Below are 23695 nucleotides of genomic sequence, written 5' to 3'. Positions count from 1 at the left end.
ATGCTTTTTGAAATTTTGGAATTTCATAGTCCTGCCTTCATTTCTTTATTCCGCCGCCTGCGCCTGAGCCGCCTTTTTTTGCTGCTCCCTCTCTTCTACCTGCATTACAATGTATTCCGTATTTTTTAAAAGCCAATATTCCCGTAAAAGTTTTGTGACGTATTTTAGTTCGTTTTTGTCTTCCTTTTTGTCTAGATAGCTCTCCACTATCGCAAACTGTGAGCCTGGATGAGCCAGGTAGCTTTGAAAGAGCAGCATTTCATCTTCTTTTAATGGAAAGTAATTAAAATAATTGTACAGCCAGCCAACACAATCATCACAGGCCTGAGGATAGGCCGCTGTTGATTTCCGCAAGAAAGGCAAAAGATCGAAATGGGGTGGAACAATTCTGGTATTTTCAAAGTTGATAAAATGGCCGTATCCTCGATCGTCCTGAATAAAATGCTGGAGAGATACTTTCCCATGAGTAATTACCGTTCTTACCTTCTCAGAATCCTTTGTCTTTTCATACCATTCATCGAGCTTTTTCTCAGCATAATTCAACGCCTGAATAATGTCAGTGTAATACATGCAAAAATGCAATTCAAACGGGGACATATACCATTTTTTTTCGCAATGCTTAATGAATTCATTTAGGAATTCTTTTTGTTTCTTCCATTGGCCTGAGATCTTTTCAAAGTGATGTTCCCGTTTTTCTTTATCAATTGTTATTTCTTTCGCAGAAATCGAATGCATCCTTGCCAATTCCCGGAACATTTTATTATGCTTCTCAAAGCGTTCCCCGCTTCCCTCATTTGAGAGCCAGGGCATCAGGTAATATAACCTATCTCTCTGAAGTATTGCATATCGGCCGTCTTGGGTCGGAAAAATTGGGACAATCCTGTTATATCCCTTTTGATACAATGACTGGACATTGCGAATAAAATCAATGCCATTTTGCGCCGGTATTGATTTTAGTGCAAATTGTCCCTGATCTGTGTAAACCCGCCTGATTTTTCCATTTTCCTCGACATACCTCGGAATCAGCCCGTAGTTATTAAGGATGTATTGTGTTTCTCTACTGAGCGTTTCTTTGTTTGTCACAAGGCCCACTCACCTTCTTTGAACAGGGCGCTTTTCGCTTCTGTTACCTCCTGTTGCGGCCAGCTGAGGGATATATAGTACTTGGCCTTCCTTTACATCCTGGGAGGGATCAAGATCATTGCTATTTAAAATTGCCTGAACACTGACATCATACCGGTCAGCCAATGTGTTGATAGAATCTCCCTGCTGAACTATGCAAATCTTAAGCTTTGCCAGTTCTTCCCCTTTATGACCGAATAAGTCTGTCAAAGAAATATAATCAGCTTTCTTGTTAGACTGCTGCTCCTGTGCCAAATCATCCTGACTTGCAGATTGAGGGGCTGCTGTTTTTTCCTGGCCATACGTAACCTGCGGAACCTGCATCATTGGCATAACAGGGGACTCTTCTTCAGCTACAGGCTCTGCTTGCTTTACCTCTTGCACCGGTTGCTCCTCTTCCTGGACTTCTGAAGCAGGTGCTTCTTGCATTAGTTGTGGACCCGCTTGCTGCGGGCTGGAAACCGCTGTTGTTTCCTGAGGGATATTATAGAATGGTGTTGTATCTTCTTCTATTTGCCCTCCTGGTTTTGTCTGAATTTCTCCTGCCGGGTGAATTCCTGCCTGACTTGTTGTTTCACCTCTGGAAAATTCAAGCTGCGGGCTTTCAACGGTCTCGTCCTGTACAGGTTCTTTTCTGGCAACCGCTTCAAAAGGAAGGAAAAGGTCACTGCCATCCTCGACTTTATCATCCTGATTGCTGCTGTCTTCTACAGCGCCTTGCAGCTGGGCAGCAGGCCACACAGCATCGTTTGACCCATCTTCATTCCGAACATTTTCTGGATTTGTTGCTGCTATAATAGAACCGGAAATCAGATTTTGCTCTTCAGCTCGTTCCTCTACGGCCTCAGTTTCTAATGATTCCTCACTATATTGCCCGGTTTCATAGATTTGAGTGTACTGCACATCAGCAAGCCGCTCTTCCGCTGGCTCCTCTTCAACTTGCTCTTCGACCGGTTCTAAGCGGAACAATGCTTCTTGGTATACATTATCTTCAGCGATAGTAGAATCCGGGCTGTCATCCTCTGCTTCTTCAAAACGGCTTCCAGCCAATAGCTCATCCGGCATGGGAGCGGTCTCGTCATCATCATTTGCATCAGGAATGTAAAATGCTTCCGGCTGTAAAACATCCTCGCTATCTGCCCGGTTACCTTCATCCTCAGGACTGAAGCTATGCTGCTGCTCTCCATAAATCCCTGTTATCAGCAGATCCGCAGACAGCTTAAGGCAATTGTTTTCTGGCAGCAAATAGTCAAAAGTCTGAATTGATACGTTTACTTCTTCAAGCGAGTTTATCCGGTTATAGGGTATTGTTATATCAACAGGAAATCTGTGCATGAATTCCTGGAGCCCATTTTCTCTCGGTACAACTCTTTGGACTGTTTTAGGCAAAAATGATTGTGTGTAATCCTTGATTTCTGAGTGTCCGTTTTGAGGCTCTCCCTTATATTCACCCACTAAATCCAGGGTTCCTCGAATAATAACATACTGTTCCAGTTCTTCAATTGACACGTTAGGATCAAGGGAAAGGGAATATAGTTCACCCACTTCCTGTCCGTTTTGGAACCAAATTGACTCTTCTAGTGTAAATCGCAGACACGATTGATTTTCTTTAGACAACAAAATTCCTCCTTCCGCTTCTTCGGAAATGCAATATTATGCCAATACCAGCCTATGAGGTGGAAGGATATTTTATTACTTATTATGTAAAAGACCCAGCATTTAAATGCTTGATATAAAAGACCCTTTCCCAGCTAAAGGAAAGGGTCTCTTAGTATAAAAATTTATTTTGCTAAAACAGCAAATGCTTTCTCTGCAGCCTGAATTGTTTTTTCAATATCTTCATCTGAATGAGAGGTTGAAAGGAATAATCCTTCAAACTGAGATGGCGGCAGGAAGACTCCCTGATTAGCCATTTCACGATAGTAGGTGCCAAAGAAATCAAGATCTGATGTCTTTGCAGTCTCATAGTCGATGACATTTTCATTGGTAAAGAACAGGCCAATCATAGATCCGGCACGGTTAAATGTATGCGGAATGCCATACTTTTTAGCTGCCTGTCCTATTCCCTCCTCAAGCATGTCGCCTTTCCTGATGAATTCCTTGTATGTACCAGGCGTTAGCTGGCTTAAGGTTTCATAGCCTGCTGTCATAGCAAGTGGGTTTCCTGAAAGTGTACCAGCCTGGTAAATCGGGCCGCTTGGAGCAATTTGCTCCAAAATTTCAGCTTTTCCTCCGTAAGCACCGACAGGAAGGCCACCCCCAATTACTTTACCAAGACATGTTATATCTGGCTCAATGTCAAAATGTCCCTGGGCACAGTTATATCCAACACGGAATCCAGTCATAACCTCATCAAAGATCAGCAGTGCTCCCGCTGAAGCCGTAATCTCCCGCAAGCCTTCAAGGAAACCTGGCAGCGGAGGGACAACACCCATATTTCCGGCAACCGGTTCAACGATGACTCCCGCGATATCTTCTCCATATTGTTCAAAAGCGTAGCGCACGCTTTCCAGATCATTATAAGGAACAGTAATTGTATTTTTCGCTATTCCTTCCGGTACCCCAGGGCTATCAGGTAAACCAAGCGTTGCTACTCCAGAACCGGCTTTAATCAGCAGGGAATCTCCATGGCCATGATAGCATCCTTCAAATTTCAAAATCTTATTTCTTCCAGTATATCCCCTGGCCAGGCGAAGAGCACTCATCGTCGCTTCCGTCCCAGACGAAACCATGCGAATCATTTCAATGGAAGGAACTCTTTCAATGACGAGCTTCGCCAGCTCGTTTTCACTGATTGTTGGTGCTCCGTAGCTTGTCCCTGTTTCAGCAATCTTTTTAAGCGCTTCTACAACGCGATCATTGGAGTGACCCAATATAAGCGGTCCCCATGACAGCACATAATCGATATACTCGTTTCCATCAATATCATAAATTTTAGAGCCTTTACCGCGTTCCATGAAAATAGGATCCATTTTCACTGATTTGAACGCACGAACAGGGCTGTTTACACCGCCTGGCATCAGTTTTTTAGCTTCTGAAAATGCCTGTTTCGATTTCTCGTATGAGCGCATAAGTTTTCCTCTTTTCCTATTAAGATAGGTTGTTTATAAGAAAAGCGCCAGCGCCAATGAAAATCACTAAGTCCTCGCACTTGCTGTGCCAACGTCGATGTCAGAATATCACAAAGAAAGAACGGCTATCATTGCCACATCCTGTGGCGACGTTCATAACACTATCGCTTTGTTTCGTGCGCTGTATTGCTGCCAAAGTGTTTCTTGTCCTGTGCGTTAGGGCTTAATTTCCTGCGAAAAAAAGTGGCTGGGCGCTGGAGCTAGACATTTGTATTATTAAGAAACTTATCTAGTCAGAAAACATATTGTTCTGTTTTTTCTCAGATCAGTTAACCTTTAAGCCAGCTCGCAATATCTTTTGCAAAATAAGTGATAATTAAATCGGCTCCTGCCCGCTTGAATCCAGTGTGCATTTCCATAACGATCTTCTGCTCATCAATCCAGCCATTTTGGGCAGCCGCTTTTACCATTGCATATTCGCCGCTCACATTATAGGCAACAACAGGCAGATTGAAGTTATTTTTCACATCACGGATAATATCCATATAAGCTAGTGCAGGCTTGACGATCATGAAGTCAGCACCCTCAAGGACATCACTCTCTGCCTCGCGAAGGGCTTCAAGCCTGTTAGCGGAATCCATTTGATATGTCTTGCGATCTCCAAATTGCGGAGTGCTGTTTGCTGCATCACGGAATGGTCCATAAAAAGCTGAAGAGTATTTTACCCCATATGACATAATCGGGATGTCTTCATAACCTGCTTCATCCAGGCCTTTTCTGATAGCTGCCACAAAACCGTCCATCATATTGGACGGAGCAATGATATCTGCTCCTGCCTCCACTTGGCTTACAGCCGTTTTTGCAAGAAGATCAAGTGTTGGATCATTCAGGATCTTGCCGCCTTCAACAATCCCGCAGTGGCCATGGCTCGTATATTCGCATAAACAAGTATCTGCTACAACGACTACATCAGGAAAATCCTTTTTAACAGCTCTAGTTGCTTGCTGAACGAGTCCATTATGGCTAAATGCTCCCGAACCATGCTCGTCCTTGTCATGTTCATGCGGCACACCGAACAATATAACCGATTTAATGCCAAGCGCAGTTACTTCTTCCATTTCGGCACGCAAATTATCCATAGAAAGCTGGAATACTCCAGGCATTGAAGGTACTTCTCTCTTAATCTGCTCCCCATCTGCAATAAAAATCGGATAAATTAAATCCTCAATCTGCAAATGTGTTTCCCGTACCATATCCCTGATGGTACTATTCTGGCGCAATCGCCGGTGTCTATTGAATTGAAGGTTGTCCATCCATCTTCCTCCTAGGTAATTCTTTTGAAAATAAGCTATAAAGTTAATGTCTCCAGTAAAATTTTTACCGGTCCCAACTGTATGTTATCACAATTAAACACTATCAGCTAAATAACAGGCTAGAGCCTCAATCATCGCCTCTGCAGTATAAACCTCCGGACATACCTTTACAGAAATACCATACTTTTCAGCTGTCTTTCGTGCAATGGGCCCTATACAGGCATACAAAAGCCGGCTGATTTCGTCGGCCAAATTATATTGGTTCACTATGCTCATAAAATGTTCAACTGTTGAGGAGCTTGTAAAAGTAACCACATCTGCTTCACAATTTCTAAGTAAAGTAACGAGTTTCGCTTTACTACCTTCCGGCAAAACCGTCCGATAAATAATCATATCTTCACAAAAAAAGCCTGCTTGCGTTAACGAAGCAGTAATGATATCTCTTGAAAGGTTTCCTTTCACTGCAAGTAGCTTAGCCTTTTTCCTGATGACAGGTAAGAACTCCTGAATAAAAGCCTCCGCAACGAATTCCCGCGGAATAAAATCCGGTTTAAGACCATACTTCAGAAGAGCATCGCATGTTTTGTCGCCAATAACGGCTATCCTAGGAATAGAACCTCTATATTCCGTTTGTTTAAGCGCTTTAAAAAAGAAATCTACCCCGTTTTTACTTGTGAAGACCAGCCAGTCAAATTCGTGAAGTTCGTAAAATTTTTCTTTTATTTCATCAATATGGTCCGGCAAGGCAAAATCAAGAAGGGGAATCGCAAGCGGCACCCCTCCAAGTTCGGTTATTCTTTCAATCATCGCAGATGACTGTTCTATAGCCCTTGTTATGAGAACTCTTTTCCCTAAAAGAGGCTTATTACAATCCATTACTTATCAAGCTCCGCTTTTACATCATCAATCAGCTGTTTGCCGCCTTTTTCAGTCAGTTGTCGGGCAGTTTCATTTCCTATAAGCTTTGGGTCGGTTCCTTCAAAACGTTCCTTGTAGATGGTCTTTCCATCCGGTGAGGCAACAAGTCCAGTTAAAGCTATATTTCCATGTTCAGTAACAGTAGCATATCCTGCTATCGGTACCTGGCATCCTCCTTCCATCTTATCAAGGAAGGCTCTCTCAGCTTCAACTGTTCTTTTCGTGGTTTCGCAAGTAAGTTTAGCAAGCTCTGCCAGCAGCTCAGCATCATCCTCACGGCACTCGATGGATAACGCTCCCTGTCCTACTGCAGGAAGACAAAGTTCAGGCTCGAGGTATTGTGTTACAACTTCTGATTTCCATCCTAACCTTGCAAGTCCTGCTGCTGCCAAAATGATAGCATCGTATTCTTCATCCTTAAGCTTTTGAAGGCGGGTATCAACATTCCCGCGAATCCATTTAATTTCCAGATCAGGCCTCTTGGCAAGAAGCTGGGCGCTCCGGCGCAGGCTGCTCGTTCCAATTACCGCACCTGGCTGAAGCTCTTCAAATGGTACATTATCTTTTGAAATCAGTACATCACGATGGTCTTCCCTTGGAGGAATGCATCCGATAGTTAGCCCCTTTGGAAGGACTGCAGGCATATCCTTCATGCTGTGCACGGCCATATCAATTTCCTTGTTAAGCATGGCTTGTTCAATCTCTTTAACAAACAAGCCTTTTCCCCCAACTTTTGAAAGTGTCACATCGAGAATTTGATCGCCTCTGGTTACGATCTCTTTAACCTCAAACTCATATGGTACCCCCAGGCTCTTTAATTGATTGATCACCCAGTTCGTTTGAGTCAGGGCAAGCTTGCTTCTTCTTGAACCAACAATAATTTTTCTCATGTTATCCTCCTAGGTATTCCAAAAGTGAAAGGCCGAGAGACTGCCAAACAGAAAGAAATTAATCAGCACAATAAAGAAAGAAGCTGTATTCCAATATGCCAGAGTAATTCCAAATCTCTGCTTCCGTACCTTCAGATATAAATAAATGCTATAAACTATTAAAACAATAAAAGAACCAACAATTTTCGGATCGAACCACATTAGATCAGGTACTTTTAAATACGCCCATTGCAAACCAAGGATCAATGAAAGCACTAGCATCGGCACCCCAATCGCATTAAGGACATAGGTCATGTGCTCAAGTTTGGATAAATCACCGAGGCGATGCAGCCTTTTTCCCCATTTCTTCCTCTTGAGCAAATCATATTGAATCAAATAAAGCAAAGAAAATACAAATGATAGTGAAAATGCACCATACGATAATATGGCCATCGTAATATGAATCATCAGCAGTTCAGAAACAAGCTGCTGTGCCAGAACTTCGGATTCTATTTGAACTGGCGCAAATGTATGGATCGCCATAACAATAAATCCCAGCACATTGGTAAAGAACACTGTAAAATCCATACGGAGGAAGCGGTTTATAGCTAATGACAGGCTTACTAGTATCCATGCATAGAAATAAAACCCTTCAAATATCGTTAATACTGGAAATCTGCCTGTCTCCAACATATATAGAAATAAAAAAATTGTTTGAAGGAGCCAAACAATTGCAAGTAACCAGAAGGCAATCCGATTTACCTTCCGGTTATTATTAAGAAAATCAATAAAATATAAAAGGACGCTTAATGCATACAGGAGCACCGTGGCTTCATGCAATCTTGTAATGGTTAATTCCAGCATAGTCAACCCTCTTATGCTTCAAACGGAATTGGATTAGCCCTGGATGCATTTCCATGCTGTTCCTTAGCCGATTGCTTTTCCACCAATTCCTCGATATGAAAGATTTTCGTAAATCTCTCTAAAGCTTCAGCTGAATCAGCCTCACCAGCTAATTCCTTCGCATAAAGAATCGGATCTTTTAGCAGCTGGTTGATAATGCTTTTTGTATGCTTGTTAATGACTTTCTTGTCCCGGTCGCTTAAATGGGCCAGTTTTCTTTCAATGCTGTGCATCGTTTCTGACTGAATTGCCAGTGCTTTTTCACGCAGTGCCGAAATGACCGGAACCACACCCAAAAGGTTAAGCCATTTGGTAAATTCCACAATCTCAGCTTCAATCATGATCATGATTGTTTCAGCTGCTTTTTTACGTTCCTGAAGGTTTGCTTCAACAATTCCCTCAAGGTCATCTATATCATATAAGAATACACTTTCAATCTCTCCAAGTGCAGGATCTAAATCACGGGGTACCGCGATATCAACCATGAAAATTGGGCGGCCTTTCCGCAGCTTATTTACAGAATCCATCATTTCCTTTGTAATAACAAAGTCCTTTGCTCCTGTAGAAGTGATTAATATATCTGCTTCAACTAAAGCACATTGAAGTTCATCAAGCTTCTTTGCTTTTCCGGAAAATCGTTCAGCAAGTGCGACTGCTTTTTCAAAAGTACGGTTGATTACTGTCACTTTTGATGCACCATTGCTATGAAGATTTCGAATGGCCAGCTCACCCATTTTGCCGGCACCCAGAATAAGGACATGCTTATCTTTCAAGCTGCCGAAGATTTTCTTTGCAAGCTCTACCGCAGCATAGCTGACAGAAACAGCATTCGTATTGATTTCTGTTTCAGCATGTGATTTCTTGGCCAGGGTTATCGCTTGTTTAAAGAGTTGGTTAAACACTGTGCCAACGGTATTTTCACTTTGTGCTAGCTGGTAGCTTGATCTGACCTGTCCAAGAATTTGCGTCTCTCCCAGAACCATTGAGTTTAAGCCGCATGCAACCTGGAATAAATGTTCAACGGCGGCTTCTCCCTCATAAATAAATAAAAACGGAGAAAATTCCTCTTGCTCGATTTCGAACCATTCAGAAAGAAATTCCTTAATATAGTAACGGCCAGTATGAATCTGATCGACAACCGCATAGATCTCTGTCCTGTTGCAGGTTGAAACGATCACATTTTCCAATATACTTTTTTTATTTTTAAGAGCATCCATTGCATCTGCAAGTTCAGCTTCATTGAATGACAATCTCTCACGAATCTCTACAGGGGCAGTTTTATAGTTTAATCCTACTGATAGTATAAACATCCCTAAATTCGCACCCCCAACTATGTCAATAATTCACGACTTCTATTATAACATGGACAGCTTAATAATCTCACAAAAATTATGAACAGTTGATGAAAACGTTAGAAGATAAAGCCTGTTTATGGCATGTATCTATCTGTACCCATTTTAGCCCCCTGCGATGTAAGACAGTTTGATATTGGTCCATGTTCAGAAAATATAAATTCTGTTATTATTTAAAGAAAAGCGCAAGCGCCCTGATAGTGGAACGACGGCTAATTTCGCCGCGTCCTGTGGCAACACTGTCCTCACCCACATCCTGACAAAGGAACGTCGGCTAAGTTCTGGCACGTCCTGTGGGTCGGGGCTTTATTTTACTCCGTAAAAAAAGTTGCTGGGCGCTGAAGCTAGACATCTATACTAGTCAACGAAATTATACTTTCTTTTATAAATGAGCCTTTTTCGACAAATATCTACTTAAGTAACTTACCAAAAAATACGTTTCACTTCAAGCAATGAAATCGGTATGGAGGGCAAGATGAAATCACAGCGCTATTTTCCTGGAATTGTTTTAACTGGCTTTGGACTTTACTTTTTCCTTGAAAAGACGAAGCCGGCGGTACTGCCTGAATTGTTTACATGGCCTACTTTACTTTGCATTGTCGGCATTGCTTTCTTAGGACAGGCCTATTTCGCAAAGGACCATGAATCCATTTTGCCAGGAACTATATTTACAGGCATAGGACTCCATTTTCATGCGGCCGCCCGTTTTTCTGAATGGCCGCAGCATACAGGTATGTTCATCACAATCATTTCACTTGGATTTATGCTGCGCGCTAGAAAAACAAACACAGGAATGATGTATGGTATTCTTTTGTTTATCATTTCCATGATAATCTTATTTTATGACAGGCTTGTAAACTGGCTCGGTGTTCTTGAAACCGGCGTATCGGCCATTTGGAAGTTTTGGCCTTTATTACTGATTGCAATAGGTTTTTACCTGCTGTTTTTGAAAAAAAAATAATTACATAATGAAGAAAGTGAGGCCTCCGTATAAAGGATTTGAACCTTCATCCTAAGCGGTGCTAGTACATGATCGCCCTAAAAATGGGCTAACCCAATGTTTCCGTGCGATGTATCGCTGCCGAATTGTTCCTTGTCCTTTGCACCGGGATGTTATCATCCTACTGAAAAATTTCCTGGGTGCTTGAGATTTACTCTTTCCGTTATCCACATCTACTGTCTAATAGTTTTGGGGATTTCAAAAAAACCCTTGCTTATACCAAGAGGCAAGGGTTTCGTATAGTAAAGACTCATATATTCAGTTCAATTTCTGAAGCTGCCTCTTTTAGAATTTCTCCTAACGGCCCCAGTAATACCAAATCAAAATACCTATCCATGATCGTTGGTTCATTGTTAATCAAAACTGATGGAATATCAGCCTCCGCTGCGAAAGCAGGAAGCATATTAACGGGGGATACGGACAGCGAGGAACCCATGGCGATAAATAAGTCTGCTTTTTCAATCGCATCTTCCGCCTGCTCCCATCCTATTACGGCATCTCCATATAAAACGATATTTGGCTCAAGAATTACATGTCCGCCGCTTCCAGTGCTTTGACATTTTACGCATAGCGGTGCTTTTTCCAGCCCTTTATAATCAATTTCATAGGATTGGACGCATTCAGGACAGGTTGCACCCCTAAGCGATCCATGCACTTCTATTACATTCGTGCTGCCTGCAGCCTGATGAAATCCGTCAACATTTTGAGTTATGATTGTAACGTTTTTACCTATCTTCTCTATCTCAGACAATACATGATGGCTGACGTTTGGCTTATATTGGTTTAAGGTCTGCAATTGAAAAATATCAATATAGTGGTTCCAAAACTCGGCTGGATGCTGCTGAAAATAAGAACGCGACAAATAATATTCCAGCCTATGCTCCCTTTTATAAATGCCTTCAGAAGACCTAAAATCGGGCAGGCCGCTTTCGGTACTTACACCGGCCCCAGTCAGGATTGCAATATTTTTTGCATGCTTTATCCTTTCAGTAAGCTCATTTGTTTTAGGATTCTTCATCTGTATCCACCTTTCATTAAATAAAAAAACTGACTTATGACTTGGGCAGCTTCTGCATCAAGAATGGCTAAGCCATTTTTGATCTGTTGCGCCAAACTGTCATAAGTCAGAACTTTTCCGCTATACAAGAATTATCTATGCGAATTCATGCATATGCCTTTTTAAGGCAGACCATGCTTCATCTTTCCCCTGGCCGGTTTCACCTGAAAAAAGAATTAATTCATGGTTTTTTTCCATATCCAGTGTTTCCCGTATTACCTTCATATGCTTTTGCCATTTCCCTTTTGGGATCTTATCAGCCTTGGTTGCAATGACAATTACTGGAAGATTATGATGATTTAGAAACTCATACATCAACACATCATCATTGGAGGGTGGATGGCGTAAATCGACTATAAGAAGGGCGGCGGTTAATTGCTCCCTGCTGGTAAAATACGTTTCAATCATCCGGCCCCATGCTTCACGTTCACTTTTAGAGACCTTTGCGTATCCATAGCCTGGCACGTCCACAAAATGGAACATATCATTAATGATATAAAAATTCAGAGTTTGCGTTTTTCCTGGCTTTGATGACTTTCTGGCCAGATTTTTGCGGTTAATCATTTTATTGATAAACGAAGACTTTCCCACATTAGATCTTCCTGCGAGCGCAAATTCAGGCAGGTTAACATCAGGATACTGAGCAGGCTTAACCGCGCTGATCACAATATCCGCACTTGTTACCTTCACTTACTTTCACCTTCCAATAATGCATGTTGAATAACCTCATCGACATGTGATACCAGAACGAATTCCAGTTCATTGCGGACGCTTTCCGGAATGTCATCTATGTCTTTTTCATTATCCTTCGGGCAAATAATTTTAGTTAAACCAGCCCTGTGTGCACTTAAGGATTTTTCCTTCAAGCCGCCAATTGGCAATACTCGGCCACGCAGGGTGATTTCCCCTGTCATGCCCACTTCGCGTCTGATCGGACGGCCGGTCAATGCTGAAATAAGAGCGGTCGCCATCGTAATTCCCGCAGACGGCCCATCTTTTGGCACTGCTCCTTCAGGGACGTGTATATGAATATCATATTTTTCATTGAAATCTGTTTCTATATTCAGCTCTGCCGCTTTGGAGCGCACATAGCTGAAAGCTGCCTGTGCTGATTCTTTCATAACATCGCCAAGTTTCCCTGTAAGAACTAGCTTTCCTTTTCCAGGAGAAAGGGATACTTCAATTTGAAGAGTGTCTCCACCAACAGTTGTATAAGCTAGTCCTGTAGCAACGCCAACCTGGTCTTCCAGCTCCGCCTGGCCATAGTGGTAAATTGTTTTGCCCAAAAAGTCCTCCACACCGCCATCAGAAATGATAACCCGTTTCTTCTCGCCTGACACAATGATTTTTGCAGTTTTACGGCAAATACTGGCAAGCTGCCTTTCCAGACTCCGCACCCCTGCTTCCCTTGTATAATAGCGGATGATTCGGAGCATCGCATCATCCTTGATTTGCAGCTGGGCTTTTTTCAGTCCATGGTCTTTTAACTGCCTTGGCAGTAAATGATCCTTGGCAATATGAAGCTTTTCAATCTCGGTATAGCCCGAAATGGTGATAATCTCCATCCGGTCGCGGAGCGGCCCAGGAATGGTAGCCAGGTTGTTGGCAGTTGCAATAAACATTACCTTGGATAAATCATATGTTTCTTCAATATAATGATCGCTAAAATTATGATTTTGTTCAGGATCTAGCACTTCAAGCATTGCTGATGATGGGTCACCCCTGAAATCGCTTGACATTTTGTCCACTTCGTCCAATAAGAATACGGGATTGATTGTACCGGCTTTTCGCATACCTTGTATAATCCGGCCAGGCATCGCACCGACATAGGTTCTCCGATGGCCGCGGATCTCGGATTCATCACGGACACCACCGAGCGATATCCGGACGAAATTACGGTTCATGGACGTCGCAATTGATTTCGCAAGACTTGTTTTCCCTACCCCCGGAGGACCCGCAAGGCAAAGGATCGGCCCTTTTAACGAATTAGTAAGCTGCTGCACTGCCAGATATTCAAGTACTCTTTCTTTCACCTTTTCCAGTCCAAAATGCTCACTGTTCAAAATCGTTTCGGCTTTATGGATGTCTAAATCATCTTTGGTTGAGTTTGACCATGGCAAGGCAGCGAGCCATTCGATATAATTACGGATAACTGCACTTTCGGCAGAACTTGCCGGAACTTTTTCATAACGGTCCAATTCCCTAAAAGCCGCAGCTTGAATGTGTTCCGGCATTCCTGCTTTTTCAATTTTTTCAGTTAAATCAGCAATCTCGCCTGTCTTTCCTTCTTTGTCACCGAGCTCTTTCTGGATAGCTTTCATCTGCTCGCGTAAATAATATTCCTTCTGGGTCCGTTCCATCGACCGCTTGACCCGCTGGCCGATTTTCTTTTCCAGATTCAATACTTCCCGTTCATTATTAATGATCTCGATAACACGGCTCAGCCGTTTCCTCACATCAATCGTTTCAAGTATTTCCTGCTTTTCTTTTTGCTTTAACGGAAGGTGGGAGGCAATGATATCTGCCAGCCTTCCTGGTTCCTCAATATCAGAAGTAGCTGAGAAGGTTTCAGCGGAAATTTTCTTGGACATCTTTATGTATTGCTCGAAGTAGTCTAAAAGTGTCCGCATTAAAGCCTGATGCTCAATTTCCTTTTCAGCGCTGTCTTCATAAACTTCAACCTTAGCGGAGAAATAGGTTTCGTGATCAGATACCGAAATAATTTCTGCCCGGTTAAGTCCCTCAACCAAAACCCGAATCGTCCCATTCGGGAGTTTAAGCATCTGCTTAACCTTAGTAAGGGTTCCCATTTTATAAATGTCATCTTCGCCAGGTTCATCTAAAGAAACATCTTTTTGGGTTGTCAAAAAAATAAGATGGTCTTCCACCATTGCTTTTTCAAGTGCCTGTACAGATTTATCACGTCCAACATCTAAATGAAGGACCATAGTTGGATATACAAGCAGTCCTCTAAGCGGAAGGAGGGGGACAATGAATTCTTTCCTATCAGCCATAGCCGGACACCTCCATTTTCTATATTTTCTTAAATGTATTTTTCATATGTCGCGGACCTTTGTACAATTCTATCTCATTTGGGTAAAAGTGTCTATTTTGGTCCATGTGGGAATTGTAATTGTATTATCTCTAAAATTTAATCATAAAGCACGTAAAAAGATTAGGGTTTAATTGAATAGGCATAGATTACATTAGTCAGACAAGGAACAATCAGCGAGAAAGTCCCCGCTGATTGTCGTAGCCTGTTCAACCACTTTCTTTTTTTGTAAGATCCAATGACGGAAGGATGTGATCCGGCATAACTTCTTTCTTTAAGGCAATATCAAAAACTTCCTTCAGGTTCATGACAGGTGAAATTTCGATCCCTTTAATTTCTTTGAGAATAGATTGCATGTTTTCAGCCGGAATAATAACCCTTTTGGCTCCAGCCTTTTTTGCTGCCTTTACTTTTGCATATACCCCGCCAACAGGTTTTACATTCCCGTGGATGCTAATTTCCCCTGTAATTGCTATAGTATGGTCAACCGGTATCTTATAAATCGCTGAATAAATACCGGTCGCCATTGCAATTCCTGCAGATGGACCGTCGATAGGTGTTCCTCCAGGAAAGTTCACATGAATATCAAATTGGTCAGCCGGCACCCCCAGCGACCTCAAAACCGTAATTACATTTTCTCCAGAGCCGCGAGCCATGCTCTTTCTCCGTATCGATTTTCCATTCCCGCCGATACTTTCTTCATCGATGATACCGGTAATATTTATGCTTCCTTTATCTGTAGCAGGCATAACCGTTACTTCTATTTCCAGCAATGTACCAGTGTTTGGCCCGTAAACTGCTAGGCCATTGACAAGACCAACCTTTGGTTTTGCAGCAATTTTTTGTTCCATCCTAGGACTTAGCTGACTGCTCTGGACGACCCACTCAATATCTTCATCCTTAATAAAGGAGCGATTATCTGTCACAGCAAGCCCTGCCACTATTTGAATCATATTAACTGCTTCGCGTCCGTTTCGCGCATAATCCGATAGTGTTTCTAGTGCTTTGTCACTAATTGGCAGCTTGACCTTATCAGCTGCTTTTCGGCCAATCGTTATAACCTCTTCCTGCTGAAGTTCCCTAAAAAACACCTCCATGCATCGAGATCTAATGGCTGGCGGAATTTCATTCGGAGTTCTTGTTGTAGCTCCAACAAGCCGAAAATCAGCTGGGAAGCCGTTTTTGAAAATATCATGGATATGAGCTGGAATATTCACATTTTCTTCTTGGTAATAAGCACTTTCGAGAAAAACTTTCCGGTCCTCTAGCACCTTAAGGAGTTTGTTCATTTGTATAGGATGAAGCTCTCCAATCTCATCTATAAATAATACGCCACCATGTGCATTGGTAACTGCACCTTGTTTCGGCTGGGGAATTCCAGCCTGTCCCATTGCACCTGCACCTTGGTAGATCGGGTCATGTACAGAACCAATTAACGGGTCTGCGATGCCTCTCTCATCAAACCTGGCCGTTGTGGCATCAAGTTCCACGAAAACAGATGAAGATTTGAAGGGTGATTTAGCCGATCTTTTGGCTTCTTCTAGTACCAGACGCGCTGCAGCAGTCTTGCCAACTCCTGGTGGTCCATAGATGATAACATGCTGAGGATTTGGCCCGCATAGAGCTGCTTTCAAAGCTTTGATTCCATCCTCTTGACCCACAATATCCTCGAAGGATGCCGGCCGAACTCTTTCCGACAGCGGTTCAGTTAACGAGATCCCGCGCATTTTCCGGAGCTGGTCCATTTCCTTTCTTGATTCCCTGTCAATTGTGACTTTTTGGGAACGTTGCCCCTTTAGCAGGTTTAAAAAGTACAATCCTATTACAATCCCAAAAAACAGCTGAATTAATAATGCTATTCCTGTCCAACTCACATGTATCCCTCCTGCAATCCCAAGTTCGTTAATTATTGCTAGTATCTCCGTTGAAGGTAGGGATTAACCGGAATTTTTATCACCGAATCAGGAAAGTAAAAAACGGTTCAAAGCAACTCATATATAATTAAATCGAACTATAAAAAAAGAAGAAGTAATTCATAAAAAAAGGCTGCCGCATGTGCGGACAGCCTTTTTTTGAAACATAAAATATGGACTGTTGTCTGGCTTCAGCGCCAAGCAACTTTTTCCAATAGGAAGTTAAATCCTCAGAGTACATGACAAGAGCTTCATCAGCGTTGCACTAAACTGCAAAACGGTAGTTTTGTGAGGACATTTTAGTGCCGAAGTGCCACAGAACGCAGTTCAGGACAGTGTTGCCACACGGCGTGGCGCACTTATTTCCTTCCTCTGTGAGGGCGCTTTTCACTTTTCTGTTCATGCAGAGGTTTTCTTTTCTTCGCTCTCAACAACGGAACCATCCGTTAAAACCATTTTGGGCGGTTTGTTATCAGCAACTGTTTCTGCTGTAATAATACACTTTTGGATATCATTCCGTGATGGCAGGTCAAACATCACTTCAAGCATAATGCCTTCAATGATGGAGCGCAGCCCGCGGGCACCTGTCTTGCGTTCGATCGCTTTTTTAGCGATTTCTACAAGTGCTTCCTTTTCAAACTCAAGATCCACTTCATCAAGCTCAAGCATCTTTTGATATTGCTTCACTAGAGCATTCTTTGGCTTTGTCAGAATTTCAATCAACGCTTCCTCATCAAGTTGAGTAAGGGTTGCGATTACTGGCAGACGGCCAATGAATTCGGGAATTAAACCAAAGCGCAGAAGGTCCTCAGGCAATACTTTTGAAAGCAGCGCCTTATCGTTTACTTCTTCTTTTTTAGTTCCAGATCCAAATCCAATTACTTTTTGGCCGAGACGTCTTTTAATGATCGGCTCAATTCCATCAAACGCTCCACCGCAAATAAATAGAATGTTTGACGTATCAATTTGGATAAACTCCTGATGGGGATGCTTTCTTCCACCCTGCGGAGGAACACTGGCAACTGTTCCTTCGAGGATTTTCAGCAACGCCTGCTGAACACCTTCACCGGAAACATCACGGGTAATGGAAGGATTTTCAGACTTTCTAGCAACTTTATCAATTTCATCGATATAGATGATTCCCTTTTCTGCTTTTTCCACATCATAATCTGCAGCCTGGATTAGTTTAAGAAGAATATTTTCAACATCTTCCCCTACATATCCGGCTTCCGTTAATGAGGTAGCATCAGCAATGGCAAATGGAACGTTTAACAAACGAGCAAGTGTCTGCGCTAAAAGAGTTTTTCCGCTTCCAGTTGGTCCAATTAAGCAGATATTACTCTTTGCAAGCTCCACATCATCAATCTTGCTGTTGGAATTGATGCGTTTGTAATGGTTATAAACCGCTACTGCAAGAGACTTTTTCGCCTGTTCTTGCCCAATTACATATTCATCAAGAATTTCACGGATTTCCATTGGCTTCGGTACATCCTTAAATTCAACTTCTTCCTCTGAGCCAAGCTCTTCCTCAACAATTTCCGTACATAACTCTATACATTCATCACAAATATATACGCCAGGGCCAGCGACAAGCTTTCTCACCTGTTCCTGGGTTTTGCCGCAAAAAGAACATTTAAGCTGCCCTTTTTCATCATTAAATTTAAACATTAACGCTCACCCCTTTAAGTACTCATTCTCTATTCATAGACAGTTACCCTGTCTCGATCTGACGGATTACAAAAGATTAAACCAATTTTAATTTAATCTGTATTGTAACACGGTTCACAGTCAAACAGGTAACGATATGCTTCTCCATGAAATAGCCATCCAGTATTTAAAACCAAATCAATAATATGTATTTTGCCCTTTACCATCAATCCCAAACTCCAGGATTAATAAAAATAAAGGCTTTCTTTCTTTATGTATATGCTATATTCGGGACAAACTATCCCTTAATCCCAAAAACAGGGTCAGAAAAGGTATTAAAAATAGTATAGTTTGATATGTAAAATACCGCAAGCAATAACCTTTCAGCCAGCTTCCGGCTTCATGCGGGACATGGTACAAGGAGCGTGCTGCCACTTTACCGTGACCGCGTTTTACTTTTCTTTGTTAGACTGAGAACCAGTACAGATGTCCAGCTGCATAGCTTTCGCTTTTCTTGTTATATGTTACAAAACAAGGCACGATAATTCGTGCCTTGTTATTTAATAAAAAAATTATTCAGCTGTTTTGCTGTTTTCAACAAGGAAATCAATAGCCTTGCGGATTTTCAGGTCACCCTTAATTCCCTCAAGATTTCCTAGTGCTTTTTTGATGTTTTCTACATCCATATTATACATTGAAGCCATGCTCTCAAGTTCTGCATTTACATCTTCTTCAGTTGCTTCAAGATTTTCAGCTTCAGCAATTGCTTCTAATGTAAGGTTTGCACGGACGCGAATTTCAGCTTCATCCTTCATTTGTCCTTTTAATGCTTCTTCATCCTGTCCAGAGAACTGGAAGTACAAGTCAAGATTCATACCTTGAGCTTGAAGGCGCTGACCGAATTCATCCATCATACGGTCAACTTCATTTGAAATCATTGCCTCAGGGATGTCAATTTTAGCATTTTCAGCAGCTTTTTCAACTACTGCATCGCGAACTTGATGTTCAGCAGCATGCTTTTTGCTCTCAACAAGACGAGTTTTTGTTTTTTCACGAAGTTCAGCCATTGTTTCTACTTCTTCGTCTGCATCCTTAGCGAATTCATCATCCAGCTCAGGAAGCTGTCTTGATTTAATTTCGTGAAGCTTAACCTTGAATACAGCAGGCTTTCCAGCAAGCTCAGCCGCGTGGTATTCTTCAGGGAATGTAACATTTATATCCTTTTCTTCGCCTGCAGCAACACCAACTAATTGTTCTTCAAATCCAGGGATGAAAGAACCTGAACCAAGTTCAAGTGAATAGTTATCGCCTTTACCGCCTTCAAATGCTTCATCATCAACAAAGCCTTCAAAATCGATAACAACAGTATCTCCATTTTCAGCTTGTCCTTCTTCTTTCACGACTAGCTCAGCATGACGATCACGGATCGAGTTGATTTCATTTTCAACATCTTCATCTGTTACTTCAGTATCAGCCTTTTCTACTTCAAGGCCTTTATACTCGCCTAATTCCACTTCCGGCTTAACAGTTACAGTAGCTTTAAAGATAAGGTTTTGGCCTTTCTCCATTTGTTCAATGTCGATTTCCGGACGGTCAACAGGAGTGATTCCTGCTTCTTCTACTGCATTTGCATATGCATCTGGAAGAATGAAGTCCAATGCATCCTGATAAAGTGATTCAACGCCAAAACGCTTTTCGAACATTTGGCGAGGCATTTTACCTTTACGGAATCCAGGAACATTAACCTGTTTAACTACTTTTTTGAATGCTGCATCAAGGCCTTCGTTAACCTTTGCTGCATCAACTTCAACTGTAAGAACCCCTTGGTTCCCTTCTTGCTTTTCCCAATTTACAGACATTTGTTTCCCTCCAAAAATCTATATACTTCATTTGTAAGCGAGTGATGATTCTGCCATCTCATTCAATCACAATTACCCGATCATGCCAGGATTTTCGTGAAATGTCGCTACTGGTGCATTATATATTACAACCACTACATTATAACATAGGATGATTTTGTTTCAACAGCAATCCCTTAAATTATCGGGTAAGAAATTTCTTCAATTTCCTTAAGCCTTGAAACGATTTTCTTTACGGCTTCAGTCTCACATTGATAGTGTTCCGCGATTACAGATAATGACGGTTCGAAACCTTGGTATTCTTCTGACAGGTAATGATATGCTGCAGCCCATTCTTCAAACGCTTCTCCCCCGGGATCAAATGGATAATAAAGGAAATGGTGCCGTTCCAAAAGCCCGGAAGCTAGCTCAAATAGGGTCGGATTAACATCCTCAAGTTCCCTTTCAAGCAACCTCGAAATTTCATTATAAAAAGGATTGCTTTTCATTTCGGGCAGCTTGGCGGGTATAATCGTCTTCTGCATTCCAAATTTCTCAATCATCAACTCTATTTCAAACTCTTGTTCCCGCAATATATTGACCAATAGAGTCTTGAAAAAGGGGTGTCCCGTTTCGTCCTCAAAAAATTCTTTAATCTGGTCCCTGTACGGCCTTGCGTTCATTGATGATAACCTTGAGATGGTCAAAAGCAGTTCCTGTTCACTTTTACCGGACAATAAACTTTCATTAAAGCTTTGTTCCTCACGCTCTCTTGCCGCTTCCCGCTGTCTTTCTTTTTCGGCAACTGATCGCCTGCTGAACTGGAGCATTTTTTCAAAATGATCCACTTTATCTGGAGGAACTTGATTGTCATCAAGCAGCGCTTCAATCGTAGAAGCCATTTCCTCCTGTTCATTAAGCTGCAGAAGGATCATTAAGTAAATATTTACAACCTGAAAATAATCGCCAATTCCCTTATGAAGCAGCTCCTTACACAGCTCTTTTGCTTCTTCATAAAACCCAAGCTCCACTAAAGATACAACAAGCCCAACATTCAGATCGGGATCTTCCGGTTCAAGTTCCTTGGCCTGTCTGAACAATTCAGCAGCTCTTTTAAAATCCTTAACTGACAGCGATTCCAGCCCCATCTCCACCAGACGATTGGCCAGCTTTGGGAATGGAATAACCTTTTTATCTTCTTTTCCGCCAGACCGCTTTTCCTTCATTGATATACCGCCCTATCAACTTCGTTTTAAAACACAGTTTAGCACGTTAATTGCAGAAAAACAAAATATTGCTTTAATTACCTAAACGCTCAATCAAAACAGTGACGCTCCTCATTCGATAATTAAGAGAAGAATGAGGCGATGTATTTTAAAGCTTTAATCAATTATTTCCTCAACAAAGCATATAGTCGTTCAATCAAGCCTTATTTAAAATCAGCTTGCGATACTGCAAAAACTTGAAAAGATAAAAAGCAAAAAAAACCAGCCACCCGCATCGATCGGCAGGGTGGCTGTGTTTAAACCAAATAATTCTTTTAATAGGAAGAAACCACTTGATCTTTCTGTTCATGCTGCCGGATTTGCTCGTCATATTGCAGCGTGATTGAGATCTCATCCCAGCCGTTGACGAGCATTTCCTTCCAATATGGATGGATGTCAAATGACGCCTGAAACCCTTTATTATCAGTAACAGTTTGATTCGGTAAATCAACTGTAAGCTGATGCCCAGGTTCTTCGGCCGCCTTCATTAGCCGACTAACGTCCTCACTCGAAAGAGCGATTGGAAGCATCCCATTCTTTAAACAGTTATTTTTAAAAATATCAGCAAAGGAAGGGGCTATTACAGCTTGAAATCCATAATCATATAGCGACCATGGCGCATGTTCCCGTGATGATCCGCAGCCAAAATTATCTCCGGCAATTAAAATGTTGGCGCCTTTTGATTCAGGTTTATTTAACTCGAAATCGGCTCGTTCATTTCCTTTTTCATCATATCTCCAGTCATAAAACAAAAATTCACCAAAGCCTGTCCGTTCAATACGCTTTAAAAATTGTTTCGGGATGATCTGATCTGTATCCACGTTAGAACGGTCCATAACGGCTGCTTTTCCAGTTAAGCATTGAATAGGTTCCATCATGCGCACCTCACTTTATAAAAAGTAAAATATTCTTTTCCACAATTGATGCGAAGCAGTTGTCCTTACTTAACCGCCTCATCCGCAATGCCTGCAGCATTAATCTGCCGAATATCAACGAACTTGCCGAATAATGCTGCAGCCGCAGCCATGGAAGGGCTCACCAAATGCGTACGCGCACCAGTGCCCTGCCTGCCTTCAAAGTTTCTGTTTGACGTTGAAGCACAATGTTCACCAGGAGGAACCACATCAGGATTCATGCTTAGGCACATGCTGCAGCCAGATTCACGCCACTCAAAACCAGCTTCAGTGAAAATTTTATCCAGCCCCTCTTCTTCGGCTGCTAGTTTTACCCGCTGAGAACCTGGTACTACCAGCGCTCTGACACCGGTTGACACCTTTTGTCCTTTCACAACATCAGCGGCTTGGCGTAAGTCCTCAAGGCGGGAATTCGTACACGAACCGATAAATACATGCTGAACAGGAATATCAGTAATCTTCATGCCCTCTTCAAGACCCATATATTGAAGCGCGCTACGCAAAGATTTCTTGCTATCTTCTGTTTTTACTTCACCAGCGGTCGGAATGCTGCTGTCCACCGGACTGCACATGCCTGGATTGGTACCCCAGCTAACCATTGGGGATATGTCGGATCCGTCAATTTCGAGGCAATGATCATATTCCGCATCATCGTCGCTTACAAGTGAGCTCCAATCCGTGACGGCTTTTTCAAAATCGTCCCCTTTTGGAGAGTACTTTCTTCCGAGCAGATATGAATAAGTAGTTTCATCCGGAGCAACAAGCCCTGCTCTTGCGCCTCCTTCAATGGACATATTACAGACAGTCATTCTTTCTTCCATCGACATATTTCTAATTACATCACCGCAATACTCAATGATGTACCCGGTTCCAAAATTTACGCCATATTTAGAAATGATATATAAAATAACATCCTTGGCAGTAACGCCCCGGCCTAAGGAGCCATTGATCTCCAGCTTTAATGTCTTGGGCTTTGTTTGCCAAAGGGTTTGTGTCGCAAGAACATGTTCTACCTCACTTGTTCCAATACCAAAGGCAATCGCCCCAAAGGCTCCGTGTGTAGAAGTATGGCTGTCTCCGCAAACAATTGTCATCCCTGGCTTAGTTAGCCCAAGTTCTGGACCAATTACATGAACAATTCCCTGATCCGGACTATCCAAATCTGCAAGAGATATCGAGAATTCATCACAATTCTTTTTTAATGCTTCCAGCTGTGTACGTGCCACTTCGTCATGGATGAGGTAGCGGTTAATTGTCGGTACATTATGATCCATTGTTGCAAATGTTTTGTCCGGGCGCCTGACGCTTCTGCCTTTTAACCGGAGGCCCTCAAATGCCTGTGGCGATGTTACTTCATGGATATAATGCAGGTCGATATATAATAAATCAGGCTTACTATCTTCCTTATAAACAATATGGCGGTCCCATATTTTTTCAATAATTGACTTGCCCATGGTATTC

At 42.2% G+C, this 23695-nt stretch carries 18 protein-coding genes; 1 reads left to right on the top strand and 17 read right to left on the bottom strand.

The features are described from left to right. Positions 1–45 precede the first annotated feature (45 nt). The 8 genes from ysxE to hemA form a co-directional block, all read right to left on the bottom strand. Positions 46–1083: a spore coat protein YsxE gene (ysxE, locus tag D0469_RS00155; RefSeq protein ID WP_117324786.1), complete on the bottom strand. Its 1038-nt coding sequence runs from the start codon at positions 1081–1083 to the stop codon at positions 46–48. A gap of 9 nt (positions 1084–1092) precedes the next feature. Next, positions 1093–2739: a stage VI sporulation protein D gene (gene spoVID / locus D0469_RS00150; RefSeq protein WP_142919138.1), complete on the bottom strand. Its 1647-nt coding sequence runs from the start codon at positions 2737–2739 to the stop codon at positions 1093–1095. 164 nt (positions 2740–2903) lie between these two features. Beyond that, positions 2904–4193 (bottom strand): glutamate-1-semialdehyde 2,1-aminomutase, encoded by a 1290-nt coding sequence (hemL, locus tag D0469_RS00145; RefSeq protein WP_117324635.1) that lies wholly within the window; start codon positions 4191–4193, stop codon positions 2904–2906. A 329-nt stretch (positions 4194–4522) separates the two neighbouring features. Continuing rightward, positions 4523–5506 (bottom strand): porphobilinogen synthase, encoded by a 984-nt coding sequence (hemB, locus tag D0469_RS00140; protein ID WP_117324634.1) that lies wholly within the window; start codon positions 5504–5506, stop codon positions 4523–4525. A gap of 93 nt (positions 5507–5599) precedes the next feature. Beyond that, positions 5600–6382 carry a uroporphyrinogen-III synthase gene (locus D0469_RS00135; protein ID WP_117324633.1) on the bottom strand — a complete coding sequence of 261 codons (783 nt, stop codon included), beginning with the start codon at positions 6380–6382 and terminating at the stop codon, positions 5600–5602. Continuing rightward, positions 6382–7314 carry a hydroxymethylbilane synthase gene (gene hemC, locus D0469_RS00130; protein ID WP_117324632.1) on the bottom strand — a complete coding sequence of 311 codons (933 nt, stop codon included), beginning with the start codon at positions 7312–7314 and terminating at the stop codon, positions 6382–6384. The genes D0469_RS00135 and hemC overlap by 1 nt, the downstream gene beginning before the upstream one ends. Before the next feature lie 9 nt (positions 7315–7323). After that, positions 7324–8157, bottom strand: coding sequence for a cytochrome C assembly family protein (locus tag D0469_RS00125; protein ID WP_117324631.1), 834 nt, complete (start codon positions 8155–8157; stop codon positions 7324–7326). Between the two features lie 11 nt (positions 8158–8168). Next, positions 8169–9506 carry a glutamyl-tRNA reductase gene (gene hemA / locus D0469_RS00120; RefSeq protein ID WP_117324630.1) on the bottom strand — a complete coding sequence of 446 codons (1338 nt, stop codon included), beginning with the start codon at positions 9504–9506 and terminating at the stop codon, positions 8169–8171. A 517-nt stretch (positions 9507–10023) separates the two neighbouring features. On the opposite strand from hemA, the gene D0469_RS00115 reads away from it, so the two are divergent. Next, the gene (locus D0469_RS00115; RefSeq protein ID WP_117324629.1) at positions 10024–10509 is read left to right on the top strand and encodes a hypothetical protein; all 486 of its coding nucleotides are present in this window, start codon (positions 10024–10026) and stop codon (positions 10507–10509) included. 289 nt (positions 10510–10798) lie between these two features. Here D0469_RS00115 and D0469_RS00110 read toward each other — a convergent pair whose 3' ends face one another. From D0469_RS00110 to leuC, 9 genes are all read right to left on the bottom strand, one after another. Next, positions 10799–11566: an NAD-dependent protein deacylase gene (locus D0469_RS00110; protein WP_117324628.1), complete on the bottom strand. Its 768-nt coding sequence runs from the start codon at positions 11564–11566 to the stop codon at positions 10799–10801. A gap of 135 nt (positions 11567–11701) precedes the next feature. After that, positions 11702–12295: a ribosome biogenesis GTP-binding protein YihA/YsxC gene (yihA, locus tag D0469_RS00105; protein WP_117324627.1), complete on the bottom strand. Its 594-nt coding sequence runs from the start codon at positions 12293–12295 to the stop codon at positions 11702–11704. Next, positions 12292–14619: an endopeptidase La gene (lon, locus tag D0469_RS00100; RefSeq protein WP_117324626.1), complete on the bottom strand. Its 2328-nt coding sequence runs from the start codon at positions 14617–14619 to the stop codon at positions 12292–12294. Before lon ends, yihA begins: the two co-directional genes overlap by 4 nt. A gap of 247 nt (positions 14620–14866) precedes the next feature. Continuing rightward, positions 14867–16531, bottom strand: coding sequence for an ATP-dependent protease LonB (gene lonB / locus D0469_RS00090; protein WP_117324624.1), 1665 nt, complete (start codon positions 16529–16531; stop codon positions 14867–14869). Positions 16532–16969: 438 nt separating this feature from the next. Continuing rightward, positions 16970–18238 carry an ATP-dependent protease ATP-binding subunit ClpX gene (clpX, locus tag D0469_RS00085; RefSeq protein WP_117324623.1) on the bottom strand — a complete coding sequence of 423 codons (1269 nt, stop codon included), beginning with the start codon at positions 18236–18238 and terminating at the stop codon, positions 16970–16972. Positions 18239–18789: 551 nt separating this feature from the next. After that, positions 18790–20076: a trigger factor gene (tig, locus tag D0469_RS00080; protein ID WP_117324622.1), complete on the bottom strand. Its 1287-nt coding sequence runs from the start codon at positions 20074–20076 to the stop codon at positions 18790–18792. A 176-nt stretch (positions 20077–20252) separates the two neighbouring features. After that, on the bottom strand, positions 20253–21281 hold the full coding sequence (locus D0469_RS00075; RefSeq protein ID WP_117324621.1) for a tetratricopeptide repeat protein: 1029 nt from the start codon (positions 21279–21281) through the stop codon (positions 20253–20255). Between the two features lie 314 nt (positions 21282–21595). Beyond that, positions 21596–22195: a 3-isopropylmalate dehydratase small subunit gene (leuD, locus tag D0469_RS00070; RefSeq protein ID WP_117324620.1), complete on the bottom strand. Its 600-nt coding sequence runs from the start codon at positions 22193–22195 to the stop codon at positions 21596–21598. A 65-nt stretch (positions 22196–22260) separates the two neighbouring features. Then, positions 22261–23688, bottom strand: a complete 1428-nt coding sequence (leuC, locus tag D0469_RS00065) for a 3-isopropylmalate dehydratase large subunit (RefSeq protein WP_117324619.1) — start codon at positions 23686–23688, stop codon at positions 22261–22263. Positions 23689–23695: the final 7 nt, after the last annotated feature.

It is taken from the genome of Peribacillus saganii, assembly GCF_003429095.1.
Lineage (GTDB): Bacteria > Bacillota > Bacilli > Bacillales > DSM-1321 > Peribacillus > Peribacillus saganii.
The sequence above is the reverse complement of the archived record's forward strand: the minus strand, read 5'-3'. Positions and strand labels throughout refer to the sequence as shown.

What these genes read in the sequence shown, in the direction of transcription:
- hemL (WP_117324635.1), bottom strand. Translation starts at nt 4,193, where the DNA reads ATGCGCTCATACGAGAAATCGAAACAGGCATTTTCAGAAGCTAAAAAA.
- hemB (WP_117324634.1), bottom strand. Translation starts at nt 5,506, where the DNA reads ATGGACAACCTTCAATTCAATAGACACCGGCGATTGCGCCAGAATAGT.
- D0469_RS00135 (WP_117324633.1), bottom strand. Translation starts at nt 6,382, where the DNA reads ATGGATTGTAATAAGCCTCTTTTAGGGAAAAGAGTTCTCATAACAAGG.
- hemC (WP_117324632.1), bottom strand. Translation starts at nt 7,314, where the DNA reads ATGAGAAAAATTATTGTTGGTTCAAGAAGAAGCAAGCTTGCCCTGACT.
- D0469_RS00125 (WP_117324631.1), bottom strand. Translation starts at nt 8,157, where the DNA reads ATGCTGGAATTAACCATTACAAGATTGCATGAAGCCACGGTGCTCCTG.
- hemA (WP_117324630.1), bottom strand. Translation starts at nt 9,506, where the DNA reads ATGTTTATACTATCAGTAGGATTAAACTATAAAACTGCCCCTGTAGAG.
- D0469_RS00115 (WP_117324629.1), top strand. Translation starts at nt 10,024, where the DNA reads ATGAAATCACAGCGCTATTTTCCTGGAATTGTTTTAACTGGCTTTGGA.
- D0469_RS00110 (WP_117324628.1), bottom strand. Translation starts at nt 11,566, where the DNA reads ATGAAGAATCCTAAAACAAATGAGCTTACTGAAAGGATAAAGCATGCA.
- lon (WP_117324626.1), bottom strand. Translation starts at nt 14,619, where the DNA reads ATGGCTGATAGGAAAGAATTCATTGTCCCCCTCCTTCCGCTTAGAGGA.
- clpX (WP_117324623.1), bottom strand. Translation starts at nt 18,238, where the DNA reads ATGTTTAAATTTAATGATGAAAAAGGGCAGCTTAAATGTTCTTTTTGC.
- tig (WP_117324622.1), bottom strand. Translation starts at nt 20,076, where the DNA reads ATGTCTGTAAATTGGGAAAAGCAAGAAGGGAACCAAGGGGTTCTTACA.
- D0469_RS00075 (WP_117324621.1), bottom strand. Translation starts at nt 21,281, where the DNA reads ATGAAGGAAAAGCGGTCTGGCGGAAAAGAAGATAAAAAGGTTATTCCA.
- leuD (WP_117324620.1), bottom strand. Translation starts at nt 22,195, where the DNA reads ATGGAACCTATTCAATGCTTAACTGGAAAAGCAGCCGTTATGGACCGT.
- leuC (WP_117324619.1), bottom strand. Translation starts at nt 23,688, where the DNA reads ATGGGCAAGTCAATTATTGAAAAAATATGGGACCGCCATATTGTTTAT.